This is a genomic window from Paenibacillus sp. LjRoot153 (assembly GCF_964253085.1).
Lineage (GTDB): Bacteria > Bacillota > Bacilli > Paenibacillales > NBRC-103111 > Paenibacillus_E.
The window spans coordinates 6,998,579-7,023,412 of the sequence record NZ_CAXUQH020000001.1; the positions used below are offsets into that span (position 1 = coordinate 6,998,579).

Annotated in this window: 23 protein-coding genes; all 23 read right to left on the reverse strand. The window is 36.7% G+C overall.

Annotated features, from left to right (window positions below):
• Nucleotides 1-149: 149 nt before the first annotated feature.
• Nucleotides 150-1,340 (reverse strand): alanine racemase, encoded by a 1,191-nt coding sequence (alr, locus tag ACSQ8P_RS30280; protein ID WP_436238577.1) that lies wholly within the window; start codon nt 1,338-1,340, stop codon nt 150-152.
• A 23-nt stretch (nt 1,341-1,363) separates the two neighbouring features.
• Nucleotides 1,364-2,689, reverse strand: a complete 1,326-nt coding sequence (locus tag ACSQ8P_RS30285; protein ID WP_436238578.1) for a YecA family protein — start codon at nt 2,687-2,689, stop codon at nt 1,364-1,366.
• A gap of 174 nt (nt 2,690-2,863) precedes the next feature.
• Entirely contained in the window at nt 2,864-4,045 is a 1,182-nt protein-coding gene (locus tag ACSQ8P_RS30290) for a LolA family protein (protein WP_436238579.1), read from the reverse strand.
• A gap of 97 nt (nt 4,046-4,142) precedes the next feature.
• Complete coding sequence (gene rfbC / locus ACSQ8P_RS30295) at nt 4,143-4,688, reverse strand: dTDP-4-dehydrorhamnose 3,5-epimerase (protein WP_436239644.1); 546 nt, start codon at nt 4,686-4,688, stop codon at nt 4,143-4,145.
• A 168-nt stretch (nt 4,689-4,856) separates the two neighbouring features.
• On the reverse strand, nt 4,857-4,982 hold the full coding sequence (locus ACSQ8P_RS30300; RefSeq protein WP_268795680.1) for a hypothetical protein: 126 nt from the start codon (nt 4,980-4,982) through the stop codon (nt 4,857-4,859).
• 86 nt (nt 4,983-5,068) lie between these two features.
• Nucleotides 5,069-6,475: an undecaprenyl-phosphate glucose phosphotransferase gene (locus ACSQ8P_RS30305; protein ID WP_436238580.1), complete on the reverse strand. Its 1,407-nt coding sequence runs from the start codon at nt 6,473-6,475 to the stop codon at nt 5,069-5,071.
• A gap of 6 nt (nt 6,476-6,481) precedes the next feature.
• Nucleotides 6,482-7,348, reverse strand: a complete 867-nt coding sequence (locus ACSQ8P_RS30310; protein ID WP_436238581.1) for a glycosyltransferase family 2 protein — start codon at nt 7,346-7,348, stop codon at nt 6,482-6,484.
• A gap of 333 nt (nt 7,349-7,681) precedes the next feature.
• Nucleotides 7,682-8,806, reverse strand: coding sequence for an acyltransferase family protein (locus tag ACSQ8P_RS30315; protein WP_436238582.1), 1,125 nt, complete (start codon nt 8,804-8,806; stop codon nt 7,682-7,684).
• Nucleotides 8,807-9,272: 466 nt separating this feature from the next.
• Nucleotides 9,273-10,121 (reverse strand): dTDP-4-dehydrorhamnose reductase, encoded by an 849-nt coding sequence (gene rfbD, locus ACSQ8P_RS30320; protein ID WP_436238583.1) that lies wholly within the window; start codon nt 10,119-10,121, stop codon nt 9,273-9,275.
• Nucleotides 10,118-11,140, reverse strand: coding sequence for a dTDP-glucose 4,6-dehydratase (gene rfbB / locus ACSQ8P_RS30325; RefSeq protein ID WP_436238584.1), 1,023 nt, complete (start codon nt 11,138-11,140; stop codon nt 10,118-10,120). Before rfbB ends, rfbD begins: the two co-directional genes overlap by 4 nt.
• 231 nt (nt 11,141-11,371) lie before the next feature.
• Nucleotides 11,372-12,307, reverse strand: a complete 936-nt coding sequence (locus ACSQ8P_RS30330) for a glycosyltransferase family 2 protein (protein ID WP_436238585.1) — start codon at nt 12,305-12,307, stop codon at nt 11,372-11,374.
• Nucleotides 12,308-12,661: 354 nt separating this feature from the next.
• A complete protein-coding gene (locus ACSQ8P_RS30335; RefSeq protein WP_436238586.1) occupies nt 12,662-13,825 on the reverse strand; it encodes an MBOAT family O-acyltransferase in 1,164 nt (387 codons plus the stop codon).
• Complete coding sequence (locus ACSQ8P_RS30340; RefSeq protein WP_436238587.1) at nt 13,822-15,060, reverse strand: hypothetical protein; 1,239 nt, start codon at nt 15,058-15,060, stop codon at nt 13,822-13,824. The genes ACSQ8P_RS30335 and ACSQ8P_RS30340 overlap by 4 nt, the downstream gene beginning before the upstream one ends.
• A 483-nt stretch (nt 15,061-15,543) precedes the next feature.
• Nucleotides 15,544-16,092: a dTDP-4-dehydrorhamnose 3,5-epimerase gene (gene rfbC / locus ACSQ8P_RS30345; RefSeq protein ID WP_436238588.1), complete on the reverse strand. Its 549-nt coding sequence runs from the start codon at nt 16,090-16,092 to the stop codon at nt 15,544-15,546.
• Nucleotides 16,093-16,977 (reverse strand): glucose-1-phosphate thymidylyltransferase RfbA, encoded by an 885-nt coding sequence (gene rfbA, locus ACSQ8P_RS30350; protein WP_436238589.1) that lies wholly within the window; start codon nt 16,975-16,977, stop codon nt 16,093-16,095.
• Between the two features lie 49 nt (nt 16,978-17,026).
• Nucleotides 17,027-17,437, reverse strand: coding sequence for a GtrA family protein (locus tag ACSQ8P_RS30355; RefSeq protein WP_436238590.1), 411 nt, complete (start codon nt 17,435-17,437; stop codon nt 17,027-17,029).
• Complete coding sequence (locus tag ACSQ8P_RS30360; RefSeq protein ID WP_436238591.1) at nt 17,388-18,323, reverse strand: glycosyltransferase family 2 protein; 936 nt, start codon at nt 18,321-18,323, stop codon at nt 17,388-17,390. The genes ACSQ8P_RS30355 and ACSQ8P_RS30360 overlap by 50 nt, the downstream gene beginning before the upstream one ends.
• Entirely contained in the window at nt 18,310-19,404 is a 1,095-nt protein-coding gene (locus ACSQ8P_RS30365; protein WP_436238592.1) for a DegT/DnrJ/EryC1/StrS family aminotransferase, read from the reverse strand. Before ACSQ8P_RS30365 ends, ACSQ8P_RS30360 begins: the two co-directional genes overlap by 14 nt.
• The gene (locus ACSQ8P_RS30370) at nt 19,401-19,961 is read right to left on the reverse strand and encodes an acyltransferase (protein WP_436238593.1); all 561 of its coding nucleotides are present in this window, start codon (nt 19,959-19,961) and stop codon (nt 19,401-19,403) included. Before ACSQ8P_RS30370 ends, ACSQ8P_RS30365 begins: the two co-directional genes overlap by 4 nt.
• Complete coding sequence (locus ACSQ8P_RS30375) at nt 19,958-20,377, reverse strand: sugar 3,4-ketoisomerase (RefSeq protein WP_436238594.1); 420 nt, start codon at nt 20,375-20,377, stop codon at nt 19,958-19,960. The genes ACSQ8P_RS30370 and ACSQ8P_RS30375 overlap by 4 nt, the downstream gene beginning before the upstream one ends.
• A gap of 236 nt (nt 20,378-20,613) precedes the next feature.
• Nucleotides 20,614-22,155, reverse strand: coding sequence for a glucosyltransferase domain-containing protein (locus ACSQ8P_RS30380; protein WP_436238595.1), 1,542 nt, complete (start codon nt 22,153-22,155; stop codon nt 20,614-20,616).
• Nucleotides 22,152-23,786: a glycosyltransferase family 2 protein gene (locus tag ACSQ8P_RS30385; RefSeq protein ID WP_436238596.1), complete on the reverse strand. Its 1,635-nt coding sequence runs from the start codon at nt 23,784-23,786 to the stop codon at nt 22,152-22,154. Before ACSQ8P_RS30385 ends, ACSQ8P_RS30380 begins: the two co-directional genes overlap by 4 nt.
• An 8-nt stretch (nt 23,787-23,794) precedes the next feature.
• The gene (locus ACSQ8P_RS30390) at nt 23,795-24,823 is read right to left on the reverse strand and encodes a glycosyltransferase (protein ID WP_436238597.1); all 1,029 of its coding nucleotides are present in this window, start codon (nt 24,821-24,823) and stop codon (nt 23,795-23,797) included.
• Nucleotides 24,824-24,834 lie beyond the last annotated feature (11 nt).

The window sequence follows — 24,834 nt, forward strand, 5'->3', positions numbered from 1 at the left end:
CAATAGAATATATGCCTCCGGTATATCAATTATGTTACACCATAAGATATAAGATTGTTAATACATAGTATTCTATACCCTAATATGAAAATCCTCTCCAATAACTCCAAAATTGACATGGTAAATTCATGAAGTATTTTCCCCGACTACTAGTAACGATGTCTCATAAGAGGATTCAAAGCTTCGACCCGCTCCCCATTACGCACATACACGCGCGCAACACGGTGTGAAATCATACAAATGATTTCATAATTGATCGTCCCTAGCAGACTAGCCACATCTTCCGCGGTAATTCGCTCTTCTCCTTGCTCTCCAATGAGGACAACCTCATCTAGCGCACCTACATCAGGCACATCGGATACATTGATCATACATTGATCCATACAAATTCTGCCGACGATCGGCACTCTTTTGCCACGAACTAGCACCTCCGCTTTACCCGAAAGCATACGGGAATATCCATCAGCGTAGCCGATCGGCAAGGTCCCGATTTGCTCATCACCCTTGGTGTGATAAATTGTTCCGTAGCTAACACCAGAACCCGCAGGCAGCGTTTTGAGATGTACAATCCCTGTTTTGAGACTCAGGACTGGCTTTAGCTCAATTTTCGTTTGATCCACATCCTCAGAGGGATACAGACCATACATCGAAATTCCCAGACGCACCATCGAATAAGTCAAGCCAGGCAAGTCAATGGCTGCCGCGCTATTTCCAGCATGAATATAAGGGAACGTTTCCCCTTTATCCGTAAAATAGCTCACAATCCGCTCAAACCGCCCGTATTGCTCTAGCGTATAGCTCTTATCGACTTCATCTGCATTTGCGTAATGTGTAAAGAGACCTTCTACATCCACATCTGGCAGCAGTAACGCTTCCTCTATAAAGGGAATCGCATCCGCTTCCGTGTGCAAGCCGAGTCGCCCCATACCGGTATCCAATTTAATATGAATTTTCAACTTCTTCTGCGAAGTAGGCTCCTGCTTATGCCCTTGCTCACGCAGCGCTTCAAGCACGTCACGGCTATATACAGCAATCGTTACATCCAACTCCCGTGCTCGATTAATCCCCTCAGGAGGCGTATAGCCGAGTACAAGAATTGGCGCAGTAATCCCTGCATTTCGGAGCTCCAGTGCTTCATCAAAGAACGCAACACCCAAATAATCCACACCCGCGGCGAGAACTTCTTTGGATACTTCTACAGCCCCGTGTCCGTAAGCATCCGCTTTAACGACTGCCATCTGCTTCATCCCTGCAGGCAGTACCTTCTGAAATTGTTCAATGTTGCTTCGCAGTGCATCTAACGATATTTCCACCCACGTGGGCCGATAAAAAGCATCCACCAGCGTTCACCTCTTCTATCCTGTTACAAACAACATTTTTTGTATTTCTTACCGCTGCCGCATGGGCATGGTTCGTTACGTCCGATTTTAGGTTCGGCAGCAATCATAGGTGTATGATTAAGCACATAGGCTGCCTCATTTACGAAATAACGGAAGACGCGGTTTCCAGGCTCAAGAACTGTCATGGTGACAGGTTTTCGCTCAAACCCATATTTCATCTCTGAATCTGGCAAGAATTGTGCCTGTATCACACCGAAACGAACCAATATGGTTGCTACCGCATGTAAAAACACATCAGCACTTGTATCCAACAAAATGCCGGATTGGCGATGCTTATCCCATTCTTTTTTCACATTGTGCGGGGGTCCTACTGGCCAGCTGGCTAACACACTTGCGATGGCTCTTCTCCAGGCTTGGATATCTTCTGGGCGACCACCTTCGTTCACTTCCTCGAGAATTCCCCAGTTTACTCGATTCCAAAGTGTATCCAAGAGTACAGCGGCTTGTTCCTGCTCTGTAAGCGCCAAGTAAAAGGCTAATTGCTTCGTATTTACCGTAAGTTGCGTTTCTTCTTCCGTCAGTCCTAACACTACCGCTGCATAGAAAAAGAATTGGTACACCGGCTCCTGGTCTTGATTCAATGTCGGTTTGCGGAAAAGCTGCAGGTCCAGCTGCTCATCGAACTCGCTCCAAAATTTCCGCGGCAAATGTTTGCGCGCAGCGGACAACTTGACGTTCTTTCCAGTCTGTACGGCCTCAAGAAAAGCTCTGAATTCCTGAACGATTTGTGGTACTGGTGTCCGCCCATCCATCCAAAGCTGAAGCAGCTTTTGGTCAACTACAAGTGGTTTCAGCTTGCGCTTGGAAGGAGGCGTATGCTCTTCAATGTATGCTTCTATATCATTCGAGTTCAGCCAACGTTCCAGTGCATAGTCATTATCTGCTTCCATGTACTGCTCGAAGCGCTCTTCGAAATAAGTTTTATGCTTACATACTTCATTCAGTGAAGTGTATTGTTCTTTTGAAATTCTAGATGTCACCTGTAGGAATTGAATCCACTTTTTGAAAGAAGTCAAATAAGCACCGATATCGGATTCTTTTGTGCTAAGTACATGGCTGATTAAGAAACGGCCTGCAAAATCGACAATCGTTTCACCTTGTACATCTTCATAGCTGATTCCATAACGCACGAAATATTCGGTCATCACAAAGCCCATGCGATCCACATGTTTGTTAGCCGTTTCTTGCTTCAACTTTCCCTCATCATTCAGAAACGTTGCAAATGCCTTCGTCTCGTTTTCCCAGAACAGCTGCATCTCTTCCAAAGTCACATTATCAATTGTATTCATCTTAAACACTCCAATTATCTATTCGCTCCAAAGTTGCATTATACCAAAAAAACGGCCGTTCGTGGGAGTTGGATAAATCTTCTTGTAAATTTATTGTGAAAATTATCGCTATACATGCGAAAAAGACCCTGCACCTAAGGCGCAGAGCCTTCTCTTTTTTTTAAGGATTCAAACTTATTTCCCGGACTGCCCATCCGTTGCCATCGCGACTTGAATCATTTCATTCACTGGCATATCGCCCGTAAACATCCGGAATTCAACACCATCGTTCGTCCAAGTCAGTGTTCTAGGCTCATCCTTCGAGCCATTCCCCGTCATCACACCAACCGTGAATCCGAGATCAACGATGTCTCCTGGTGGCAGTGAAACCGATTTGGCTTGAGGTCTAACCTCAATCAAATTGAAGTTGTATTTCCCTTTATATCGTAAAAGTACCGCAGCATCCTCACCAAGCTTCATATCACTGATGTCCTGCTTCACAACATCCTTCGGCAAGTAGTACGGCTCAACAATGCCAATGCTTTGAGCTTTGGCAGCTGCTGGCGCCGTTTTCGTCGCATCCGGTTTCGTAGTAGTGCCCGTGGCTTTGGATTGATCGGATTGTCCACCTGTCGCGGAGAGGTTTTTGTCCGTTACCGATTTACCCCCAGTTGCTGCCGGGTGATCCGCATCTGTAACCGCAACGTCAGCAGAAGTAGGCATTGTTTGCTGCAAATTCCAGCTGGTCATGTTGCGCTCCATTTGGAAGTAATCCTTATCGAACTTCGTATCGAATTCAAAATTCGTGAAATTCACTTGCACTAACACATTTTGGTTCGCATCTGACACTTGGACTTGCGCAGGTGCAAGTGTTTTCTTATTCAGCCAGATTTTCTGGCGAGAAAGTTGTTCATTCTGGTAGTTCGCGGCAACATCGAAGACATAGGCATCCTTGTCCGTCGTAAATTGGCGATCCTTATCCGCAATGATACTCTTCGCTAAAGATTGGAACAGATACACTTGACCTTGATTCTCTGGCCAATCACTTTGGAAGCGGAAGCTCTTCTTCAAATGCGGCGTCAAGACGAATACACCTTCTTCATTACGTAGAACGATTTGAGTAACATCCTTCGTGGCATTTGTCAGCGATATTCGATAGAAATGATCTGGCGAGAACGCCACCTCAACTTGATATTCTTGCGGCTGCTGCCCCGTGTTTAAAATCATGCTCCCTGATGCTTGATAGCTGCTCGACTTGCCCATCACATGATCCAAATCCTTTACGATAGATCCTGCATCCTTTTTACCCATCCCGCATCCTGCGAGAACCAATGCTACGCACATTACCACTGCTACCATCCATGTGACCCGGCGCATTCGATCATCCCCTCACTCATGATTAACATCAACATAGTACATGCATATGAGGGGACTTGTTCGATTATGCAGCCAAGCTTACGGCTTGGCCTTGAATTTACAAATTAATCTCCGCGTCCTTCAACAAAGGGTGCTTCTCATCCTTCGCTGATAAAATTGGACTCTTCGTCGGCCAGGCTACTCCGATTGCCGGATCATTCCACAGAATCCCGCGGTCATGCTGCGGCGAATAATAGGCATCCACCTTGTACAGAACCTGCGTCTTCGGCTCTATTGTACAGAAGCCATGCGCGAAGCCCTGTGGGACGAGCAACTGCCGCTTATTGTCGGCGCTAAGGGTAACACCTACCCATTGGCCATATGTCGGTGAGCTAGGACGAATATCTACAGCCACGTCGTAGATCGAGCCCGCTACTACTCGCACTAATTTCGTTTGCGAATGTGGGTTCAATTGATAATGCAGTCCGCGCAGTACACCTATCTCTTCAGAAAGCGAATGATTATCCTGGACAAAATCTATCGTGATCCCCTGCACTGCTAGCTTCGCGGCATGATAACTTTCCATAAAAAATCCCCGATGGTCCGCATGGACCTCAGGTTCAATGATTACAAGCCCAGCTAAAGCTGTTGGCGTTATTTTCATACTTTCTCTCACCTCTGTTTCTAACATATGCAAGAGAGTCGTAGAAAGCCTCAGACAACCGTTTATAGGCAGGTGATCTCCCCTTCTATCATTTGGGCTCTATTCAAGCGTAAAAAGGCCACCAAGAGCTTCACAGCCCCAGCAGCCTCTTCCTTGTATGTGATGCAACTACCATATATACACGATACCCGCAATTATACCTGCCCAAATCAGGGAACCGAAGACCACACCGACAATCAAGCCTTTGCCGATCAACACATGTTCATCCTGATAAGCGTCTTCATGATCAATCATACCCAAAACCTCCCCGCATACACAGTATATGCAATAGTATGGGGAAAATGTTGGCGAATCATGCGGTCGTTTTCAATATTTTTTTGTTAATAGGCATTCTTATTAATAAAGCCCTTAACGACAGTTCTCCAAATAATTTTAATATCAAATAAAAAAGTCCAATTTTCGATGTAAAAAATATCATGCTTAATCCGTTCCTCGATCGATGTATCGCCGCGCAAGCCGTTGCTCTGCGCCCAACCCGTAATCCCAGGTCTAATGTGATGCTTCACCATATATTTCGGTACTTCCTCTTTAAATTGTTCCACAAAATAAGGACGTTCCGGCCTTGGCCCAACCACACTCATATGCCCAAATAGCACATTGAAGAACTGTGGAAGCTCGTCGAGACTCGTTTTACGCAAAAATGTACCAACCTTCGTTCGCCGCGGGTCATTTTCCACTGTCCACTCTGTATTTGAAACCTTGTCTCCAAGGTTCTTCATACTGCGAAACTTGTACATCATAAAGCGTCTGCGGTTCAGACCAACTCGCTCTTGCTTGAAAATGATGGGGCCATCGGAGGTGAGTTTGATAGCTATTGCCGCCGCGAGCATAACTGGCATTGTCACCAATACCGCAACAGATGCGAACACAATATCGAAAGCCCGTTTGAACAATCGGTTACGGAATTCATCTAGAGGGATATCACGCACATTGATTAGTGGCATATCAGCAAAATTATCAAAATAAGGCCTCGATGGTAGGAAGTCATAAAAGTCAGGGATAATCAGCGTTTTGACGCCAATCTTTTCACAAACATTAATAATGCTGCCGAATTTCTGATGTGCATCCAAAGGAAGAGCAATAATAACCTCATCCACGATACGATCATTCAGGATCGACTCCAACTCATCAATTTTTCCAATAATCGGCTTGTAACTCTGGTAAGTGACCTCGTGTTTCTCTTGATAATCATCGAGGAAACCAACCACTTCATACCCTAACTCGGGATGCTGCTTCAGCTTCGTATAGAACTTGCGGCCCAGTGAGCCTGCACCGAGAATGAGGATAAATTGTTTGTTGTAACCTTTTTGCCGGGCACGTTTAAGTGTGATTTTGATGAAATAGCGATATGAACTGATGAGTAGGATATTATTTACTAAGAAAAGTAATAGGTATGACCGTGAAACGTCGACTTCCTTGAGGATAAAAAGCACACTAAGTAGCATCAGTAAGCTAAATGCATGTACTTGAATGATTTTTAAAACCTCAAAAGAGAACCGTTTTCTCCGCTTAGGCGTATAGAAATTCACCAAATAACTTATAAAAATCGCGATAATTGCGTAAGTAATACTCCACATCACGTAGTGTTTAAAAGGTAGAGGCGAACCATAGGGAATCCAACCGCTTTTAAACTTCAACCACCATGAAAAGAGAAACACGAGCTGGATACATATGAAATCAGCCAAAGTGTATAGTTGGGTTAAGAAACCTTGACTCTGACGAATCAAACAGGATCACCTCGTTGGACGTAATTTATTTCGAGCTAGTGTCAGGGTGAATTTCACACCTATACCTATGTATACTATGGCATTAGTAAGCCAGGAATACTTCTTGCGATAGTGCTTATTATGGAACAAAATCATCGCTCTATGAAATTCATAAATAATCTTATATGGCTTTCTTCGGCTGCTAGCCCCTTTGTGATGAACGATCTGAGTTTTAGGGTAATAATAATTCACCCAGCCAGCTTCCTTAATTCTATAACACCAATCGATATCTTCACCATACATAAAAAATTCCTCATCCAGCATTCCGACCTGCTCTATCGTCTCGCGGCGAACAAGCATGAATGCTCCGACTAGTGAATCGATGGGATATTGTTGGTCAGGATCTAAATAACCAAGCTGATATTGATTAAATCTATGGATTTTCGGAAATAGCTTGGCAAATCCGAACGCATAGTAGAAAGATGCCGATGGCGTTGGGAAGCCACGCTTGCAGGCTTTATCGAGTGAACCGTCAGGCAATACAATTTTACAGCCGCTAGCCCCTACTATAGGATTCTCGTCCATGAAGTGGAGCATTGTTTGGAGCGTATCTTGTTGGACAATGGTATCGGAGTTCAGTAGCAGGACGTAACGCCCTTTGGCGATGCGTATGCCTTGGTTGTTTGCTCTGGAAAATCCTACGTTGTCCGCATTAGTGATTGTGACCACTGGTGGGAATCGGTCATTCACCTCTTCTGGCGTTCCGTCGTTAGAAGCGTTATCGACTAGGATGATTTCGTAATTGTATGTTGTAGTTGACACAAAGACAGATGCGATGCAAGCCAGCGTCAAATCTTGGGTTTTGTAGTTAACAATAATAATAGATAAATCCAAGGGATGACCTCATTTTCAGGTTGATATCTGTCATTATAACACGGGTATATTAAAATTAACCTAAAAAATAAGCCCAGCTTATGCTAATCTTAACTAATTTATATTGCGAACTATTTATTCATTTCAGATCTCACGACTCTTTTATTGTTTTGATTGATATTCCTCTTTTGCCTTTTACGAAAGATCGTACATTTATCCTACCGTTGCTCCGTATTATCCGTTGATGCATTCTTTATGCGGTCCAAACAATCCTAAATAACTCGGTGCTATTGTAAGTTACGAAATGGACACACTGAATGTCCTTTTGTTAACCTTCACCCCTTCAGCTCCTATTTATTGTCTATGTGTTTTTAGCCGAGTTGCTTTTCGGTTTGCCACTCTTGTTGATCTCTTTTCACGAAGTTTCATAAATGGTTTTTCCCAATATTGATGAAGTCCAAATGCCAAAATAAATGTTATCACCAGTGTCGAAAATAACACAAGGAACATTGACGGAATTGAATGAATCGACTCTACTTTTTGATTAACAAAAGAGAAAATTTCCAAGTGAATAAGATACACGGCATAGCTTGTTAAAGCTATGATTGAGCCTACTTTACGCAACCTTCCTTTGAGATTATTTAATCTCTTACTTTTTTCGAGTGACCAGATCATTAGCATGAAACCAAATGATATGGCATCAAAGAGAATAGTTCTTCCGATGATAGAATAGTTCATTCTGTCTTTACCACTGTCTAGTTCAAATACGTAATAAAGGACTAGGAATATTGTTATTGTCAATGAAACACCGAATAAATGAGTGCTGCTAATCCTTTCGTAAAAAGTCTTGAAGTAATGCCTTATCCCAGCTAACAACACCCCGAACATTAAGCTATCCATTCGCAAAAAAATTTGTTTCCTTACCCCTGCATCCCAAGGAGGATTAATCTGGTAAGTGTAGATGATCTTTGCTGCTATAGATAAAAGAATTACACTAATACAAAACCCGAAAAACAACGTTTTTCTATTTAATTTCCAAATAGTCATTAAAATTAAAAAGCAGGGAGCAGTTAACAAATAAAACCATTCCTCAATAGAAAGACTCCAAGCTACCCCGAAAAAACCTAGTTGTTCATAATTAAAATTCTGGATGAATAAATAATGTTGAAAATACCATTTTTGTTGGTTCCATATGGAGATTATTACTACAATACTTAGAACGAGAAAATACGCTGGAAGGGTTCTAAGCCATCGCCGTGAATAGAAATTTACAAGAGAACCATTTCCTTCTATTAAATCCCGTATAATGATTCCACCAATCAGAAAACCACTTAGTACAAAGAACAATTCTACCCCTAGCAAACCGTTAAAAGATAAGAATTGAACGTCTCCAAACTTTGTAAAGAACATGCGACTATGGCTTACCAAAACCATCAATAGTGCTAAACTTCTCGCTATATCAAGTCCCAAATTTCTCATACGTCCTCCGCATTACTTTTTTAGTTATCTCGATTATATATACTATTTTCTAGCAGAAAATTGCCACTTGCTTTTGTTTTTTAAAACGTGACACAATTTGCTGGCGTGCAGAATCTAAAGCTCGTCTACGGCAATCACGGCCTCGTGAACTGTGTTGGTTTCTTTGACGTTTTGTCGCTGGAACAAAAATAAGCACAACCGCAATTTACAGCTCTGTTCGTACTATAAAGCTAAACTTTCAAAAGTTGTCCACTTTTTTTGTAAGAATACGGAATGGCTGTCGAAGTATAGAGTAAAGAAAATCAATCGACAAATATCAATATTACCATAGTAGAACAGAAAAGGGCTATGCCTGCATAGCAGATTGTTGATCTGACTGCCAAGATTAGCTGTTTCGAAGAGAAACCAATAGTTATAACAAAAAGTGAAAAACGCGCATCGGTTGAATATCGATGCGCGTTTTTCACTAGTTATTCTCCCCTAACTCGTTAATAAAAGCCTGTAGCCCGTCCCGCCAAGGGCGCAAATCCTCAAATCCATTCGCTTGAATTGCTGCATGTTCCATTGCAGAATTCCGGGGTCTTGGAGCAGGTCTTGGAAACTCCTCTGTGGTGCAAGGATCCACCTTGATGTTCACGCCGCTTTCTTCAAAAATGGCGCACGCGAAATCATACCAAGTACAAACTCCCGAATTAGAAGCATGGTAAATGCCGTAACGATCGGTTTGAATCAACTTTTCTAGGAATAAAGCAAGATCAACTGTGTACGTGGGTGAGCCATATTGGTCATTGACAACTTTCAGTTTGTCTCTTGTTTTTGCTAAGTTCAACATGGTTTTCACGAAATTATTGCCGTATAAACCATAAACCCAAGATGTTCTAACAATAAAATGTTTTGATGATATAGCTTGAACGTGAACTTCTCCAGCTCTTTTGGACTTTCCGTATATACTTTGCGGGTTAGTAATATCAGTTTCTCTGTAAGTTCCTGAAGTTGTCCCGTCAAAAACATAATCCGTACTAATATATACGAACTTAGCCCCAATGTGCTCAGCTGCAAGGGCAAGATTCCGTGTTCCGTTGGAATTCACATTGAAAGCTTTTTCTTCTTCCATCTCTGCCAGATCTACTGCCGTATACGCAGCACTATGTATGATAACCTCAGGCCTTAAACCGCTGATAATCTCAAAACATTGCACCTCGTTCGTAATATCAAGCATGTTCTTACCTAAACCATGAACTTCATTTTTAGCTCCGAACAATTTAACAATATCTTGACCCAGTTGCCCACTAGCCCCTGTTACGATAATACTCATGAGTGCTTACCTAAGCGGGATCCGTATTGCATGTCAAAATAATTCTGGTACTCACCAGTTTGAATTCTCTTCCACCAATCTTGATTGTCCAAATACCAGCGAATCGTTTCGACAATCCCTGTTTCAAAATTATGCTTCGGCTTCCAGCCAAGATCATTCGTGATTTTCGACGCATCGATTCCATAACGGCGATCATGGCCAGGACGATCTTTCACAAATTTCATCAAAGACTCCGGCTTACCCAACTCGCGAAGAATGGTTTGGATAATTTGAATATTCGTTCTTTCGTTATTACCGCCGATATTATATACTTCGCCACTGACTCCATTATGTAAAACCAAATCGATCGCGCTACAGTGATCCTCCACGTATAACCAATCTCTAATGTTTAGCCCATCACCATACACAGGCAGAGCCTTGTCACTCAAGGCATTAGCAATCATTAATGGAATTAGCTTCTCCGGAAACTGTAAAGGACCGTAATTGTTAGAGCAACGCGTGATATTGACATTGAGTCCAAATGTCTCATAATATGCACGCACTAGTAAGTCAGAACCTGCTTTGCTCGCTGAATATGGACTATTTGGAGCTAGTGGGGTTTCTTCCGTGAAAAGTCCTGTTTCTCCAAGCGTACCATATACCTCATCGGTGGAAACATGAACAAACTTCTCAACCGCATACTTTCTGGCTGCTTCAAGTAAAACTTGTGTTCCAAGTACATTCGTCTTCACGAATACGTCTGGTTCCAAGATACTTCGGTCAACATGTGATTCCGCGGCGAAATGGATAACCGCATCTACACCTTTTTCGAAGAGCCCATCAACCAACTCTGTATTGGCAATATCCCCTTTAACAAACGTATAATTGCTGCTATTTTCTATTGCAGTAAGGTTCTCTAAATTGCCAGCATAAGTTAATGCGTCTAGATTTAGAATTTGGTAATTCGAATAACGAGTTAGCATATAATTAACGAAATTGCTGCCAATAAAACCAGCCCCGCCTGTGATTAAAAGTTTCATTTCATGTTCTCCCTTATCTAAAAGTTGATCTACATTTTTTTCATAAGCTTTGTTCAAATCGACTTGGAGGCGAAAACCTTATCAGTTAGTACCGTAGTTATCTATTTATTGAATCATACGTACCCTTTATATGTGTAGTCTCAATGGAAATTATATCATAACTAAAGCGTTATTCTGTACTCATCACGCCTCGAACTTCTTGTAGATATGGACAAATCTTTCTAGGCCACGTTAGCGCCACAAATGAAGTAACAATCCAATATTTCGTAATAAACCTTGTTTAAAAAATTTAAAACGTATTGTTGTCATTAAACGACCGAAATACGATGCACTCTCCATACTTAAATATGCTTCTACCGTAGCAAGTTGTATGGCATACTGCGGCTCTTTCAATATTGCATCATAGCAATCAACAATACATTGAGCTTGTTTATAATTTTTAGAGAAAATTATAGGCGCAAACATTCTTTGAAAAGCAAAAAGTATGTTGAACTTTTTCGCCCCCACACTATTAATGTCATGTTGTCTATATAACATTGTCGGCTCTGCAATGTAGGAAATCTCACCAAATACCGCAGCAACCAACCCTAACCACCAATCGTGCATAATCACACCGCGCGGAAATGGCACACCTAACTTCGCCAAAGGTAGATTAATAATCATCGTACAACCAGTAATTATATTTTGTACTAATAGACGATTTAATTGACAATATTGTGGATTCAGGTTCTGATATCGCCAAAAAGAAGAATTTAATTGTGTCAATTGTTTATCCACTACCACTAAATCCGAATGTACTAAAATTGGCTGCTTACAATGGAGGCTTTCCATTCTCATCATTAAGGAGAGCGAAATCTCAATCTTATGAGGAAGCCATACATCATCTTGATCAGCAAACAAAAAATATTCAAATGAACTCCATTCCAACGCATGTTCCAGTAAAAGGCTAAAACTACGAATGACCCCCACATTTCCTGCCGCAGATACTATCTCAACTTGTTGATTTTCAGCCATATAAGCTTGAATAATCTCTAGTGTCTCGTCTGTCGATCCATCGTCCCTGATAAAGAGTTTATAACCCTGAACAGTCTGTTTACTCAGCGATTTCAGAAACTCAGGCAAATATTTGCCTCCATTATATGTCGATAACAAAACCGCAACTTTCATTGGATCACTCTTTCTTACATATTTCAATGAGTAAACAATCACTTACTTTTTCCTAAAAGTCTTAGAATATATCGAAAAAGCGTTCGTTTTACGATACGAGAGCCCTTTTTGAATTTCTAACCTGTATAATCGAGGTCCCCCCAAAATAATGTGTTTTTTAGAAATATTACATATTTGATTGACGATCTCATGAGAGTATGTATTATCTTTAATTTCAGTGGGTTTACTTTAAAAATCAATATAGATGAATTTGGAGCCTACACCGGTAAAAATCACAATCGCAGTTATTAGTATCCAGACAAATATACCAGTCAATACTGATTTAAATACATCTTTTATCATAATTAATCACCTTTATCTTATGAATATCATCTTCAGAATTACATAGAATGCTCGCTGAATCGGCAAGATAAAAAATACCCAACCAATAGCAACAGCTAAAAATGTGATTACAATAGCAATTGGCGTTGTGATGAAGTTAGGTATGGAGTATTTTTCTATATTAATAAATTTGCGCCATATTCTGTAAAGCGTCAGTAATAATCCATGATAAATTCCCCATGCGACGAAGTTCCAAGCTGCACCATGCCAGAGTCCAGAGATACCCATAGCAGCAACGCTGTTAAGTGAACTTCTCCATAAACTTTTTCGACTTCCTCCTAATGGAATATATACATAATCTGTTATCCATCTTGATAACGAAATATGCCACCTTCTCCAAAAATCCGATGGATTTTGGGCTAAATAGGGCCAGTTAAAGTTTTCTGGAACATTAACTCCAAACAATCTTGCAGATCCAATTGCTATATCTGAATAACCTGAGAAATCCATATAAATTTTAATCGCATAGGCAATCACCCATACCCAGAGTGTTTGTCCATCTACTCTGTAGATCTCGTTCGATTGAAGATGAATAGTCCACACATCCATTGTATCGGCGATAACTACTTTTTTAAACATACCGATTAAAATTCGTTGTAGACCTGCTCTAATATTCTCCCAAGAAAATTCAATCTCAGTTATTTTGGGAATGAATTGTTGAAACCTTTTGATTGGACCAGCTACCATAGTCGGAAAGAACATAATAAAGGCCATATAATCTAAAAACGAATGCTCTGGTAATTTTTTTTTTCTTGCATCCACCGCATAATGAATAAATTCAAAGGTAAAGAAAGAAATTGCTAATGGTATGACTAGAGATTCAACCGTGTAATTCAAACTGAAAACATTTGAAAACGTTAGTAAGGCCATGTTTTTGTATTTATAATAACCCAAGATACCAATCGTAAAAATTAATGTAATAATTAACGATCCATTCCAACTCTTCATTTTTCTAACAAGGAAGTAGACGACAATAGCCTCCAATAGTAGGAGAAAAGCGAAACTACCAGCAAAGAAAATATAGAAAACTGTTCCGATTAAAGTTATCCAAATTGATTTATAATGTAGGGGGACAAAATAAAAGATTGGAACTCCAATCAGTAAAATAATCGCGTATGCCCATTCATTGAAAATCATTTATTAACCTCCAAAATGAATTCCCTTGTATCTTTTAATAGACGTTCTGCGAAAATAGCCCCACCTTTTTCCCCTAAATGATGAGTATCAGCAAATAATGTAGATGTCAAATCAATCTCTTTGTTATTGTAATCAAGGAAAAGAATGTTCTTTGAATTGAAGAGGTTCTTTAATGTTTCTGTATTTGATTCATAAATGCTCCAATTCAGTAAACCAAAATGATTCACAACATCGGTATTGTAAGGGTTCATGAACACTACATACTTAGTATCAGGATTGTTTTGCATGACTCCATTCATCTTTCGGAACCAAGCATAAGTGTTTGAATTTTCCTGATCAATTATAGGCATATCTTTCAATTCATGTTTTGCCCAACCGATTATTTTGTTGCTTTCAACCTCGGATAGATTCTCAATGATTTCAACCTTATTTTTCTCATTTTCAGAATTGTTATTTGGGATAAACTTCGAAGTAGTTGGTGCCGTTGCACTGGCGAAGTTCTTAATATTAGTCCAAAACTTTATGATATTCTGCTTCTGTTTATCACCATTCGCTGCGTTGTACACCCAGTTTTGTGGGGAAGATTCAAATATGATCTGTTCCAATAGTGGTTTTTTCCCATATAGTACCCATTTACTTTTAAGAAACTCGCTTAAACGTTCTTCAAAGGATATTGTGCTTTTAACATGTCCACTGATTTCATTTCTGAGTTGGATCTTTTCCTCTTTACTTAATTGTTGTCCTGCTATGAGTTTTTCCTCTATATGTGTCAAATTTCTTTTTAACAAGGAAGGCGTTTCTATCCATTTATACCAAGGAGCATTGTTACCTAGATAACCGGTTGAATGAAGAATATTCAAATACACAACGTCAACAATCGGCGCAACTCTTTCTAATATTAAATACTTTTCTACATCTCCAAACCCATCCTGAGAAAGATCAAATACCTTTACCCCTTTCTCGGAAAGTTTATTTTCGAAAGAAAAAGGGATCTTACCGGTATGGATCGTGGAATCCCCGATAAACACAATTACTTTGTCGCCGTTTCTTTTGCAATTCTCAATATATTGAATGTACATTTCAAGCGGTTGAATTGTATCATCAGGTAATTGGTAGTATGATCCAAGCTGTTTTAGAGCTATATCTAATCGATGATTTAGATAGTTATCAGTCACTACTATCAATACTAAACAAGTAATCGTTGTAAAAATCAATTTAGAACGACTGGTTAACAACTATATTTCCCCCTATGTATTATCTTGTTTATAATTCTACTAATAGCATTATAGAATATATCAGAATTTAGAGATACCTGAAGAAGGTATTCCATTCATTGCAGTGATGGGTAACCTCCAAGAACAGAAATAGCCAGTGCAAGCTTTCCCACAGGCTTAATCTGACCAAGTTATTTATTCTTTTATAATCATTTATAGAATAATAATATTATTAAACTTGACTCTTGCAAAAGCTTCTCATGTAATACAATGTAGGACTGCATTAAGCCCTAATGGATTCTTTGTTAAAGTAAATAAGGACATCGACTCTTTACAGTGAATTGGATGGTTCCTACACAACCAATGTGAAAGAAGATGATGTCCCAATTATATGGTAACTTTGCATGCAAGCCTCATTAAAGTTCAAAGTTGTATACTCTAAATACTGCAAAAAATCCTTCCTAAGAGTCAATAAAACTTTCATCAACTTTCCTTTACTTAATATTATTGAAAATTAATCTCAACATCTTTTAACAACGAAAGTTTTTGATCTTTATCTGACAAAATCGGCTTAGATGTCGGCCAATCAATATTCAACGCAGGGTCGTTCCACAATATACCACGGTCATGCTCAGGAGAGTAATACTGATCTACTTTGTATACTACTTCTGTATTTGGAACAAGTGTGCAGAAACCATGGGCAAAACCCTTTGGTACTAGCAACTGTCGCTTGTTCTCTGCACTTAGAATAATGCCAGCCCACTGTCCAAATGTAGGGGACGAACGACGAATATCCACCACAACATCATAAATTGCACCAGCAACGACACGAACAAGTTTTGTCTGTGCTTTGGGGTTTAACTGATAATGCAAACCTCGAATCACACCAGACTGAACCGAGAGCGAATGATTATCTTGTAGAAATAAATATTCCATCCCTAGCTCAAGAAATTTTTGTTGATTATAACTTTCCATAAAAAAACCTCGGTTATCCGAAAACACCCTCGGTTCTAATAATAAAACATCTAAAAAAAATGTTTTTGCCACTTGCATTTAATCAACTCCAAACTGCACACGGTCAGCAAGGTCTAATAAATATTGACCGTAAGCATTTTTCAATAATGGTTCCGCAAGTTCCAACAATTTCCCCCGTGTAATATATCCTTTGCGGTATGCTATTTCTTCGAGACAAGCCACCTTTAAACTTTGTCGCCGCTCAATCGTTTCAATAAACGTAGACGCCTCAAGCAAGGACTCATGAGTACCAGTATCCAACCAGGCAAATCCACGCCCAAGCAATTCAACATGCAATTCGCTTTTCTCCAAATACACCTTATTTACATCTGTAATTTCCAACTCGCCACGAGCAGAGGGTTTTATACTTTTAGCAATTTCTACAATTCGATTATCATAAAAGTATAATCCCGCAACAGCATATGTTGATTTAGGATTTTTAGGTTTTTCCTCAACTGAAAGGACTTTCCCTTTACTATCAAACTCAACCACACCAAATCGCTCAGGATCCTTAACATTATAGCCAAACACAGTTGCTCCATTTTTTCTACTACTTGCTCGTGCTAGGATATCCGTAAACCCATGACCATAGAAAATATTATCACCTAATATAAGTGATACCGAATCTTTTCCAATGAAATCCTCACCTATTAAAAACGCTTGTGCCAAACCATCTGGTGAAGGTTGAATTGCATATGTAATGGATATACCGAGATCAGATCCATCACCTAACAGTTGTTCGAACCGTGGAGTATCTACTGGTGTAGATATAATTAAAACTTCTTTAATACCAGCAAGCATTAGCACAGATAAAGGATAATAAATCATTGGCTTGTCATATATAGGTAGTAACTGCTTCGAAATCGACTTTGTTAGTGGATACAATCGTGTGCCACTACCGCCTGCTAGAATTATACCTTTCAATTATATGACCTCCCTGTATACAACATTATGCATTCTAATAGTAATACAATTATTTACTTGGTTTTGTAAGAACTTTTTTGCTTAGTAGATATGTTACTGGAAAAGTTACACAAATGGATATAATCAATGACAATTTCTCATTAAAATGTAGATTTTCAACTAACAATAAAAGAATTGCAGTATTGAAAATATACTGTACGACATAAACGATTGGAAATTCAAAAAATTTCTTGAGGCTTAAAGCTTGTTTAAAAACCATAAGAGAATTGAGTAAATAAGAAAAAAGTATCCCTACCAAATAAGATACTGTATATGCGTATGTGTAGGGTAAATATATTAACAATAACAAATATAATGTATAGGTCGAAGAAGTATTGGCTAGCCCTACAATCAAAAACTTCATAAATGTTTTAGTCAAAAATCTCATCAATAATAAATGAAGGCCTTTTTCTACTTTCATCCAGTATTCTCCACAAATATTCTCCGATTATTCCAAGAATTATCATAATTAATCCTAATAAAAATGTTACTAATGCTACTATTGTTGTCCAGCCTTGCAATGATGTTACTCCTGTTATTGCATTAATAATAACGATAATACCATATAAAAAACTTAGAAATGCTGTTATAAAACCAACAACGGAAATGAACCGTATTGGAGCATAGGAAAAACTTACAAAAGAATCAACAAATAATTTGATTTTTTTGCTTAAGGTCCAACGCGATTTTCCTAATTTCCTCTCTTGCCTTACATAAGTAACTGAATCACGGTCATGACCAAGCCAGAAAATTAAACTCATAATATTCGTATTTTTTTCATTAATTTGATTTAATTCCTCAACAATTTGTTTATCGAGCAAAACAAAATCAAATCCACCTGGGGGATATCCTTTTAGCGCTAACTTATCCATAAAAAAGTAATAAGAATTAGCAAATACTTTTTGTGATAAAGACTCTTCTCTATCGGATCTTGTAGCTAGTATCACTTTATTTCCTTTTGCCCAACTTGCTACCATATCTACAAATAGTTCAGGAGGATCTTGAAGGTCTGCAGAAATAATACCAACACAATCACCTGTAACATGATGTAGACCCGCTTGAATTGCTGACATTGATCCGAAATTTTTGCTTAATTTGATGATTTTAATCCTTGGATCAGATTGTTTAAACTGTAATAACAGATCTAAAGAATTATCTTTAGAACCATCGTCAATAAATATGAACTCCAATTCAAAATTTGGAAATAATTCTTGGAGATTCTGAAGTCTTGGAACAGTTGTTGGTATATTTAATGAATTAAAATATATGGGCACTACAATACTAAATTTTTTCTTACCTGTAGGCATTGAGAACCTCCACTACATATTTTGCATCATCTAATGTCATAACAGGACTTATTGGTAAACTTAGTATTTGTTCATGGATAAGCTCAGATATTGGATAACTTCTGTTTCTCCACTCTTGATAAGCTACTTGCTTATGGGGAGGAATAGGATAGTGAATTAAAGTTTGGATACCTTTTTCCTCAAAGTAGGTTTGTAAATTACTTCTATTCAAAGTGCGGACTGCAAATATATGCCATACATGTGATGAAGCAACATTATTTTCAACAATAGGCAAAATAATATGTTTATTTGTTATATTATTTAAATAATAGTCCGCAATTTTCCGTCTAGATGAGTTGTCTTCGTCCAGAAATTTTAGTTTTACTCTTAATATTGCAGCTTGTAGCTCATCAAGTCGACTATTTACTCCTTTATATATATTCTCATATTTTTTATGAGAACCATAGTTTCGTAGTGCTTTTAATTTCATGTATAGTTGTTCATCATTTGTTGTAATTGCACCGCCATCGCCTAATGCTCCTAGATTTTTACCTGGATAAAAACTAAAGGCACTTGCATTTCCTATATTACCTACTTTCTTAGTTTGATATTCTGCACCATGAGCTTGTGCGCAATCCTCAATAATTTTCAGGTTATACTTTTTAGCTATTTCAAAAATTGGTTGCATATTACATGATTGTCCGTATAGATGCACAACCATAATAGCTTTTGTCTTGTTAGTAATCTTCTCTTCGATTGCCGCGGGGTTAATATTAAATGTAGATAAATTAGGTTCAACCAAAACTGGAGTAGCGCCATTTGCAGTAACCGCCAAAATCGAGGCAATATATGTATTTGAAGGAACAATAACTTCATCATCTTTATCTATACCATATGCTCGCAAAATTAATGTTAAACCATCCAATGCATTTGCAACGCCAATACAATGTTTTGTCCCACAATATTGAGCAAATTCTTCTTCAAACTTTGTCACTTCATTCCCCAAAATATACCAACCCGAGTTGAGTACACGAGAGACTGCCTCCATTATTTGCTCTTCATGTCGCAAATTGATTTGTTTTAGATCTAAAAACGAAATCATATAGTATCCTCTCCTGAAATATGTAGGTTCTTTATTGTTAATGTCATTTCACATCGCTCACATATTAGTGATATATTTAATTGTTCTCCACAATTACAAATATAAGATTTAAAACGAGCTGGATTACCATACCATAATGTATTAGCTGGAATTGATTTTGTTACTACTGAGCCAGCTCCGATCATTGCATATTTCCCTATGGTAATTCCACCTATAATAGTTGCATTTGCACCTATTGATGCTCCTTCTTCTATAGTAGTCGTAAGAAACTTATCAGGATACTGTTTAGATCGAGGTCTAAGATCATTTGTAAATGTTACATTTGGTCCAATGAAAACATTGTCATGAATGCGTATTCCATCCCATATAAATACACCTGACTTCACAGTAACATTATTACCAAGAATAACATCGTTCTCAATAAATGTATGATCATTAATGTTACAATTCTCACCAATAACTGCGCCAGGAAGAATATGTGCAAATGCCCAAATTCTTGTCTTGTTCCCTATATTACTACTTTCTACAATTGATTGAGCATGTTGAAAATAACTCATGAATCATACACCTCTACAAATTTTTTATAATCACGTATATAATCTTCAGGATCGTATAAATGAGATGCAAGTACGAGCAAAACACAATTCGTTGAAAAATCATGCATCTCATGCCAGTCATTCGGTTCTAATATTAATATCTTTGATGGACTATCTAGTGTAACATCAGTTTTTCGTTTAGTATCATCCAAATATACTTTACATGAGCCAGACACAGCAATTAATGCCTGCCTTGTTTTGTAATGAGCGTGAAATCCTCTTCTTACCGTTTTTTTTGTATTGTAAATATAAAAGACACGCTTAATCTCAAATGGAATTGATAAATTCTCTTCCACAACAGATAAATAGCCGCGTTCATCCCCAAGTTGTGATATTTCAATAATCTTACTGCTTGCCTTAAAAATGTTTTGATTCATTAGTATATCCCCCTAAGAATTACAAAAAATTCTTTTAAACATGTATATAAATGGATATTAGTTCACTAATGAATTGCTATTTCAGATCAATATCCACATTCTGGTTTTTTCCATATGGGTTAGCAATTCTTAATAATAAGTTTTCCGTTCCATATAATTGATTATGCATTTACGATATTTTAGTATTCCTTAGTAATTAGATTTAATCTCATTCTTATATCAATTGAATAGCAATATTACTGATCCGAAAGTTTCACCACAACTATATCATCAAGTATCTTTATACTTTCCTTTTGAGGCCAATTCGTCAGCTTTCCAGCATAAGTGTTTGCTCTTTGAATTTGCTCTCCTGTTGCATGTGGTACATTGTATCCTGTAGCCTCCAATAAAAAAGTTAATCTGTGAGTGTTTTTAAGACTAAAATACGATCTACCAACATCCTCAACATGAATAACATTTATCCTATTGTCTGGATTATAAGCTCCTAAAAATACAATGGGTCTATCTGGAAATTTGTTTCCATTCATTTCAACTATTTCACTCATTATCTCTTCGCTAATTCTCAAATCAGTTTTATATCTCAAATTATCGGAATAAAATATATAGTTTAATTTTTGCACCTGTTGTATTAATATAATAAAAATCATGAGATATAAGATTATATTTATATAAAACTTCTTAGGTGTTATTGATATAACAATAATCCAAGTTCCAGATATTAATACTAATAAGGAGAGCATCGTTCTATAGGGCATATTCCAAGCAAAAATGAAATTCATTAAAAATGGAGCAATTGAATAACATATAAATAAAATGGGGATAACTATTTTTTTCCATGAATTAAAAATAAATAGAGAATATATTATTAACAACAAAATAACTCCAAAAGTTACAATGAAAACGTTAGAGCCAGTTTCTGAATGATAGAAATAATATTTTCCTATACCACGAATTACATTGTATAAATTACTAGTAATATCAGAATTTACTTTCCAGCCATTAAAATTATCTAAATATCCTCTACTCGGATAAAAAATATGTATAACTTTATTTGTTATAAAATACAATATTATTGCTATTATAAAAACAATGACAAATGAAAAAAGCTTATTAAGAAAGTCTTTAAAGCTATTAATGCTTTTATCTAAAACGAGATAGCAAATGCAAAATAAACATGTAGAAGTAATAAAAACAAGTGTAAATGCTTGATAAATTGAAAAAGCACAGAATAATAGAATAATGGCAAAAAGGATATGTTGCTTAAATTTTGTCTTGTTATATGTAATAACGAAGTTAGAACTTATAGCTAGCAAAGTTAAACCAATTCCAACTTCAATATTATAGCTTGAATACATCATATATTCCGAAATAACAGTAGGTATTGATATATAAAGTCCTACACATATAAAAAAAGCAAACTTACTTTTTATATTTTTGTTTGAAGCTTGATATATATTATAACACCACATTAGTCCAGACATTACTAAGAATAGAGAAGCTATTGCTGTAGCAAAAAATGGTGGAAACATTCCACCAGCCATAAATATCCATTTAAATATAGCAATACCAAATCTTCCGTCAGCAAACCAAATGAAAGGTTCTTTTTTTGCAAAAATATAAATCTCTTCATCAATTGAAAGAGTAAAGTTACAAATTTCATATCCAAAAGTCAAGATCATTAAAAGTCCAACGAACAGAACCATTATTTTATTTAGTTTAAGAAAGTTAATGAATTCAAATAACATATTATTTACTTCTTTTAAGATTATTTTGTTCATAAGTTCCTCCAAAACTTAGCTTTCTGAATAAATCGATATAATTTCCTTGAAATTTGCCCCCTAAAACTTGATTTTGGAAAAATAATGTTTAAAAGTAATTTGATTTTCTGATTTCTATTCAAGCTTTCTAAAATTTCATTCGGATTAATCACGATATTTGATGAAGCTTTTTTACCCAAAATTTCTGCTTTGTAATAAAGCGGAATAATAAATCCATTTATCATAAATCTCATATAATTAGGAAGTTCTTTACTATAGGCTTTAAATATTCTATGCTGACTTTTGTAATTATCACCAGTTCTAACCATACTATTTTCCACAATTCTATACCAAAAAATGGGATCAGGTATAACATCTTGCTTAAAGCCTTTCAAATTCAATCTAGCCAAAAATTCCCAATCATCTAGTGAGAGACGTTCCGTTGCGAAACCTCCAAGCTCTTCGTATATCTTCTTTTTCACAATAAAATTCGCATCTCCAAATACATTTTCTGTAAATCCAAGTTCAAGAATTGGTCCCAAAGGTAGCAATATAGAAGATATTTCAGTATCTTCATTTGGTTTTTGTTTGCCCAAAAATGTGCTTATATGGCATGTTAAACAATCTGCATTACTTTTGTAAATTCCATATAAAAAATCATAAATCATTTGGGGCTTTGCAGCATTATCTGCATCAACAAAAATTATATACTCCCCATTTGCTTTATCAACAGAATAATTTCTAGTTTGACCTAGATATTCATTTTGTTTCTTATAAAAATTCCAGTTTGGTAAATTATATTTTTTAGTAAGTTCATCAAAAACTCTATGTGCTTCTTCTAACGTGCTACCATCATCTACTACAATAACTTCATAATTATGATATGTAGTATTTAAAATTGATTCTAATGCAGTCGGTAAATACTCATGATGATTATAATGAGCAATGCAAATAGAAACTAGGGGTTTTTCGTTCTCTATTCTAGTCTTAATTTCTATATCATCATTTATACTTCTTTCTACAAAAAGATTTTCAACTTGCATATTCATCTCGGTATCCAAAGCTGATTTTTCAATAATACTTTGAAAAATAGGATTAATCACATAATTCTCTGTATATTTCCAATTATTTTCTTTGAACCAATTATGGATTTCTTTTGTAGGAATTATCATCAAATCTGCATTTTCAACAGAGTATCTCTCGGCATACCATAATTTTATATCATCTACTGGATGTTCATTCCAACTTCGTGTTTCTTCTTTAATCCATTGGGATGGCTTATCAGCAAGAATAATTATTTTAGTATCATTCAGATATTTACTTGTTTTTTTTGCTTGTATTGAAAAAAAACCATGTCCACCTTTTACTCCAAATAGTACAAAATCGAATTGATTTTTCTTTAAATATTCAAAAGCTGAGTATGAAGAAAGTGTAAATTCGTTTTTTGGTGTTATTGGAGAATTCGTCATATCATCTGTTAAAAATCTATATTCAACATTCAATTTATCGTAATGATTTCTAAAAGTTCCTTGATCATTATGCTTATCATTTCCTATACAAAGAATTATCACTTTATGTATTTCACTTAATATTTCATAAAGTGCAAGATTTTTTTCCTCGATTTCACTTGTTACAAAACATATATTATACATAAACACCTCTAATTAAATATAGCTTTTTTTATTTTACTAAGCAGAGTATATCTTGATCCAATTCCAGATTCATTTTTATCATTTCCATCAGATATCATATTTACAAAAACATCTCTTACTGTTTTATTGTCAAACAGTAATTCTTCTGGATTTTCTATTCCATTTTTTCTATAAGCATCAATATATGATTTTACTACCCAGAAAACTTTATCATTTCCTTGAAAATTCATGGAATTATATAAAAGAGTGCTTTGTTCCATAATTTCTTTTTCACTGAAATTTTTAAAAATATAATTACCATAATAATTATCTATATTTGCCGCTATGACAATACAATTTTCGAATAATAACCACTTTCTATTAGTATTAATAGTATTATTTCCATGCAGCCTATAATTAATTGTTGGATTCTGAATGATTTTGCATTTATATTTGAAAGCAAGTCTTAACATAAAATCCCAGTCATGTGCAAATCTTAAGTTTCTCATACCGCCTATTTCTTCAAATATTTCTTTTTTAAAAACCATATTACTTGTTGTTGAAACGAAATTAGTCATTATTATATTGGTATAAAAATTATCTTGTACTTTAAAGCTTTGCTGCCAATTAGGAATAGGCCAAGGTTCGCAATTGTTCCATCCCTCTTTTACACCTAAAGAATTGCCATCAGCATCTATAATATTAATATAGGAACAAACAAAATCTAAAGCGTTGTCTTTCTCAAACTCATCCATGATTCTACTAAACCTATCAAGTGAAAATGTATCATCAGAATTTAATATAGCAAGATAATCTCCCTTTGCTAGTTTAAGACCATTATTTATTGCGTTATGAGCACCTTGATTTTCTTGTTTATATTTTATTACCCTCTCATCAGTAATGCTGCTAATATATTCCCAGGACTTATCTTTAGAGCCATCATCAATAATAATTAATTCAATATTTCTATAGGTTTGATTTAAAACACTTTCAATCGCATCGACAATGAATTTCTCATGGTTGTATGATGGAATAACAACACTAATTAATTTATTCATTTTACTATCTT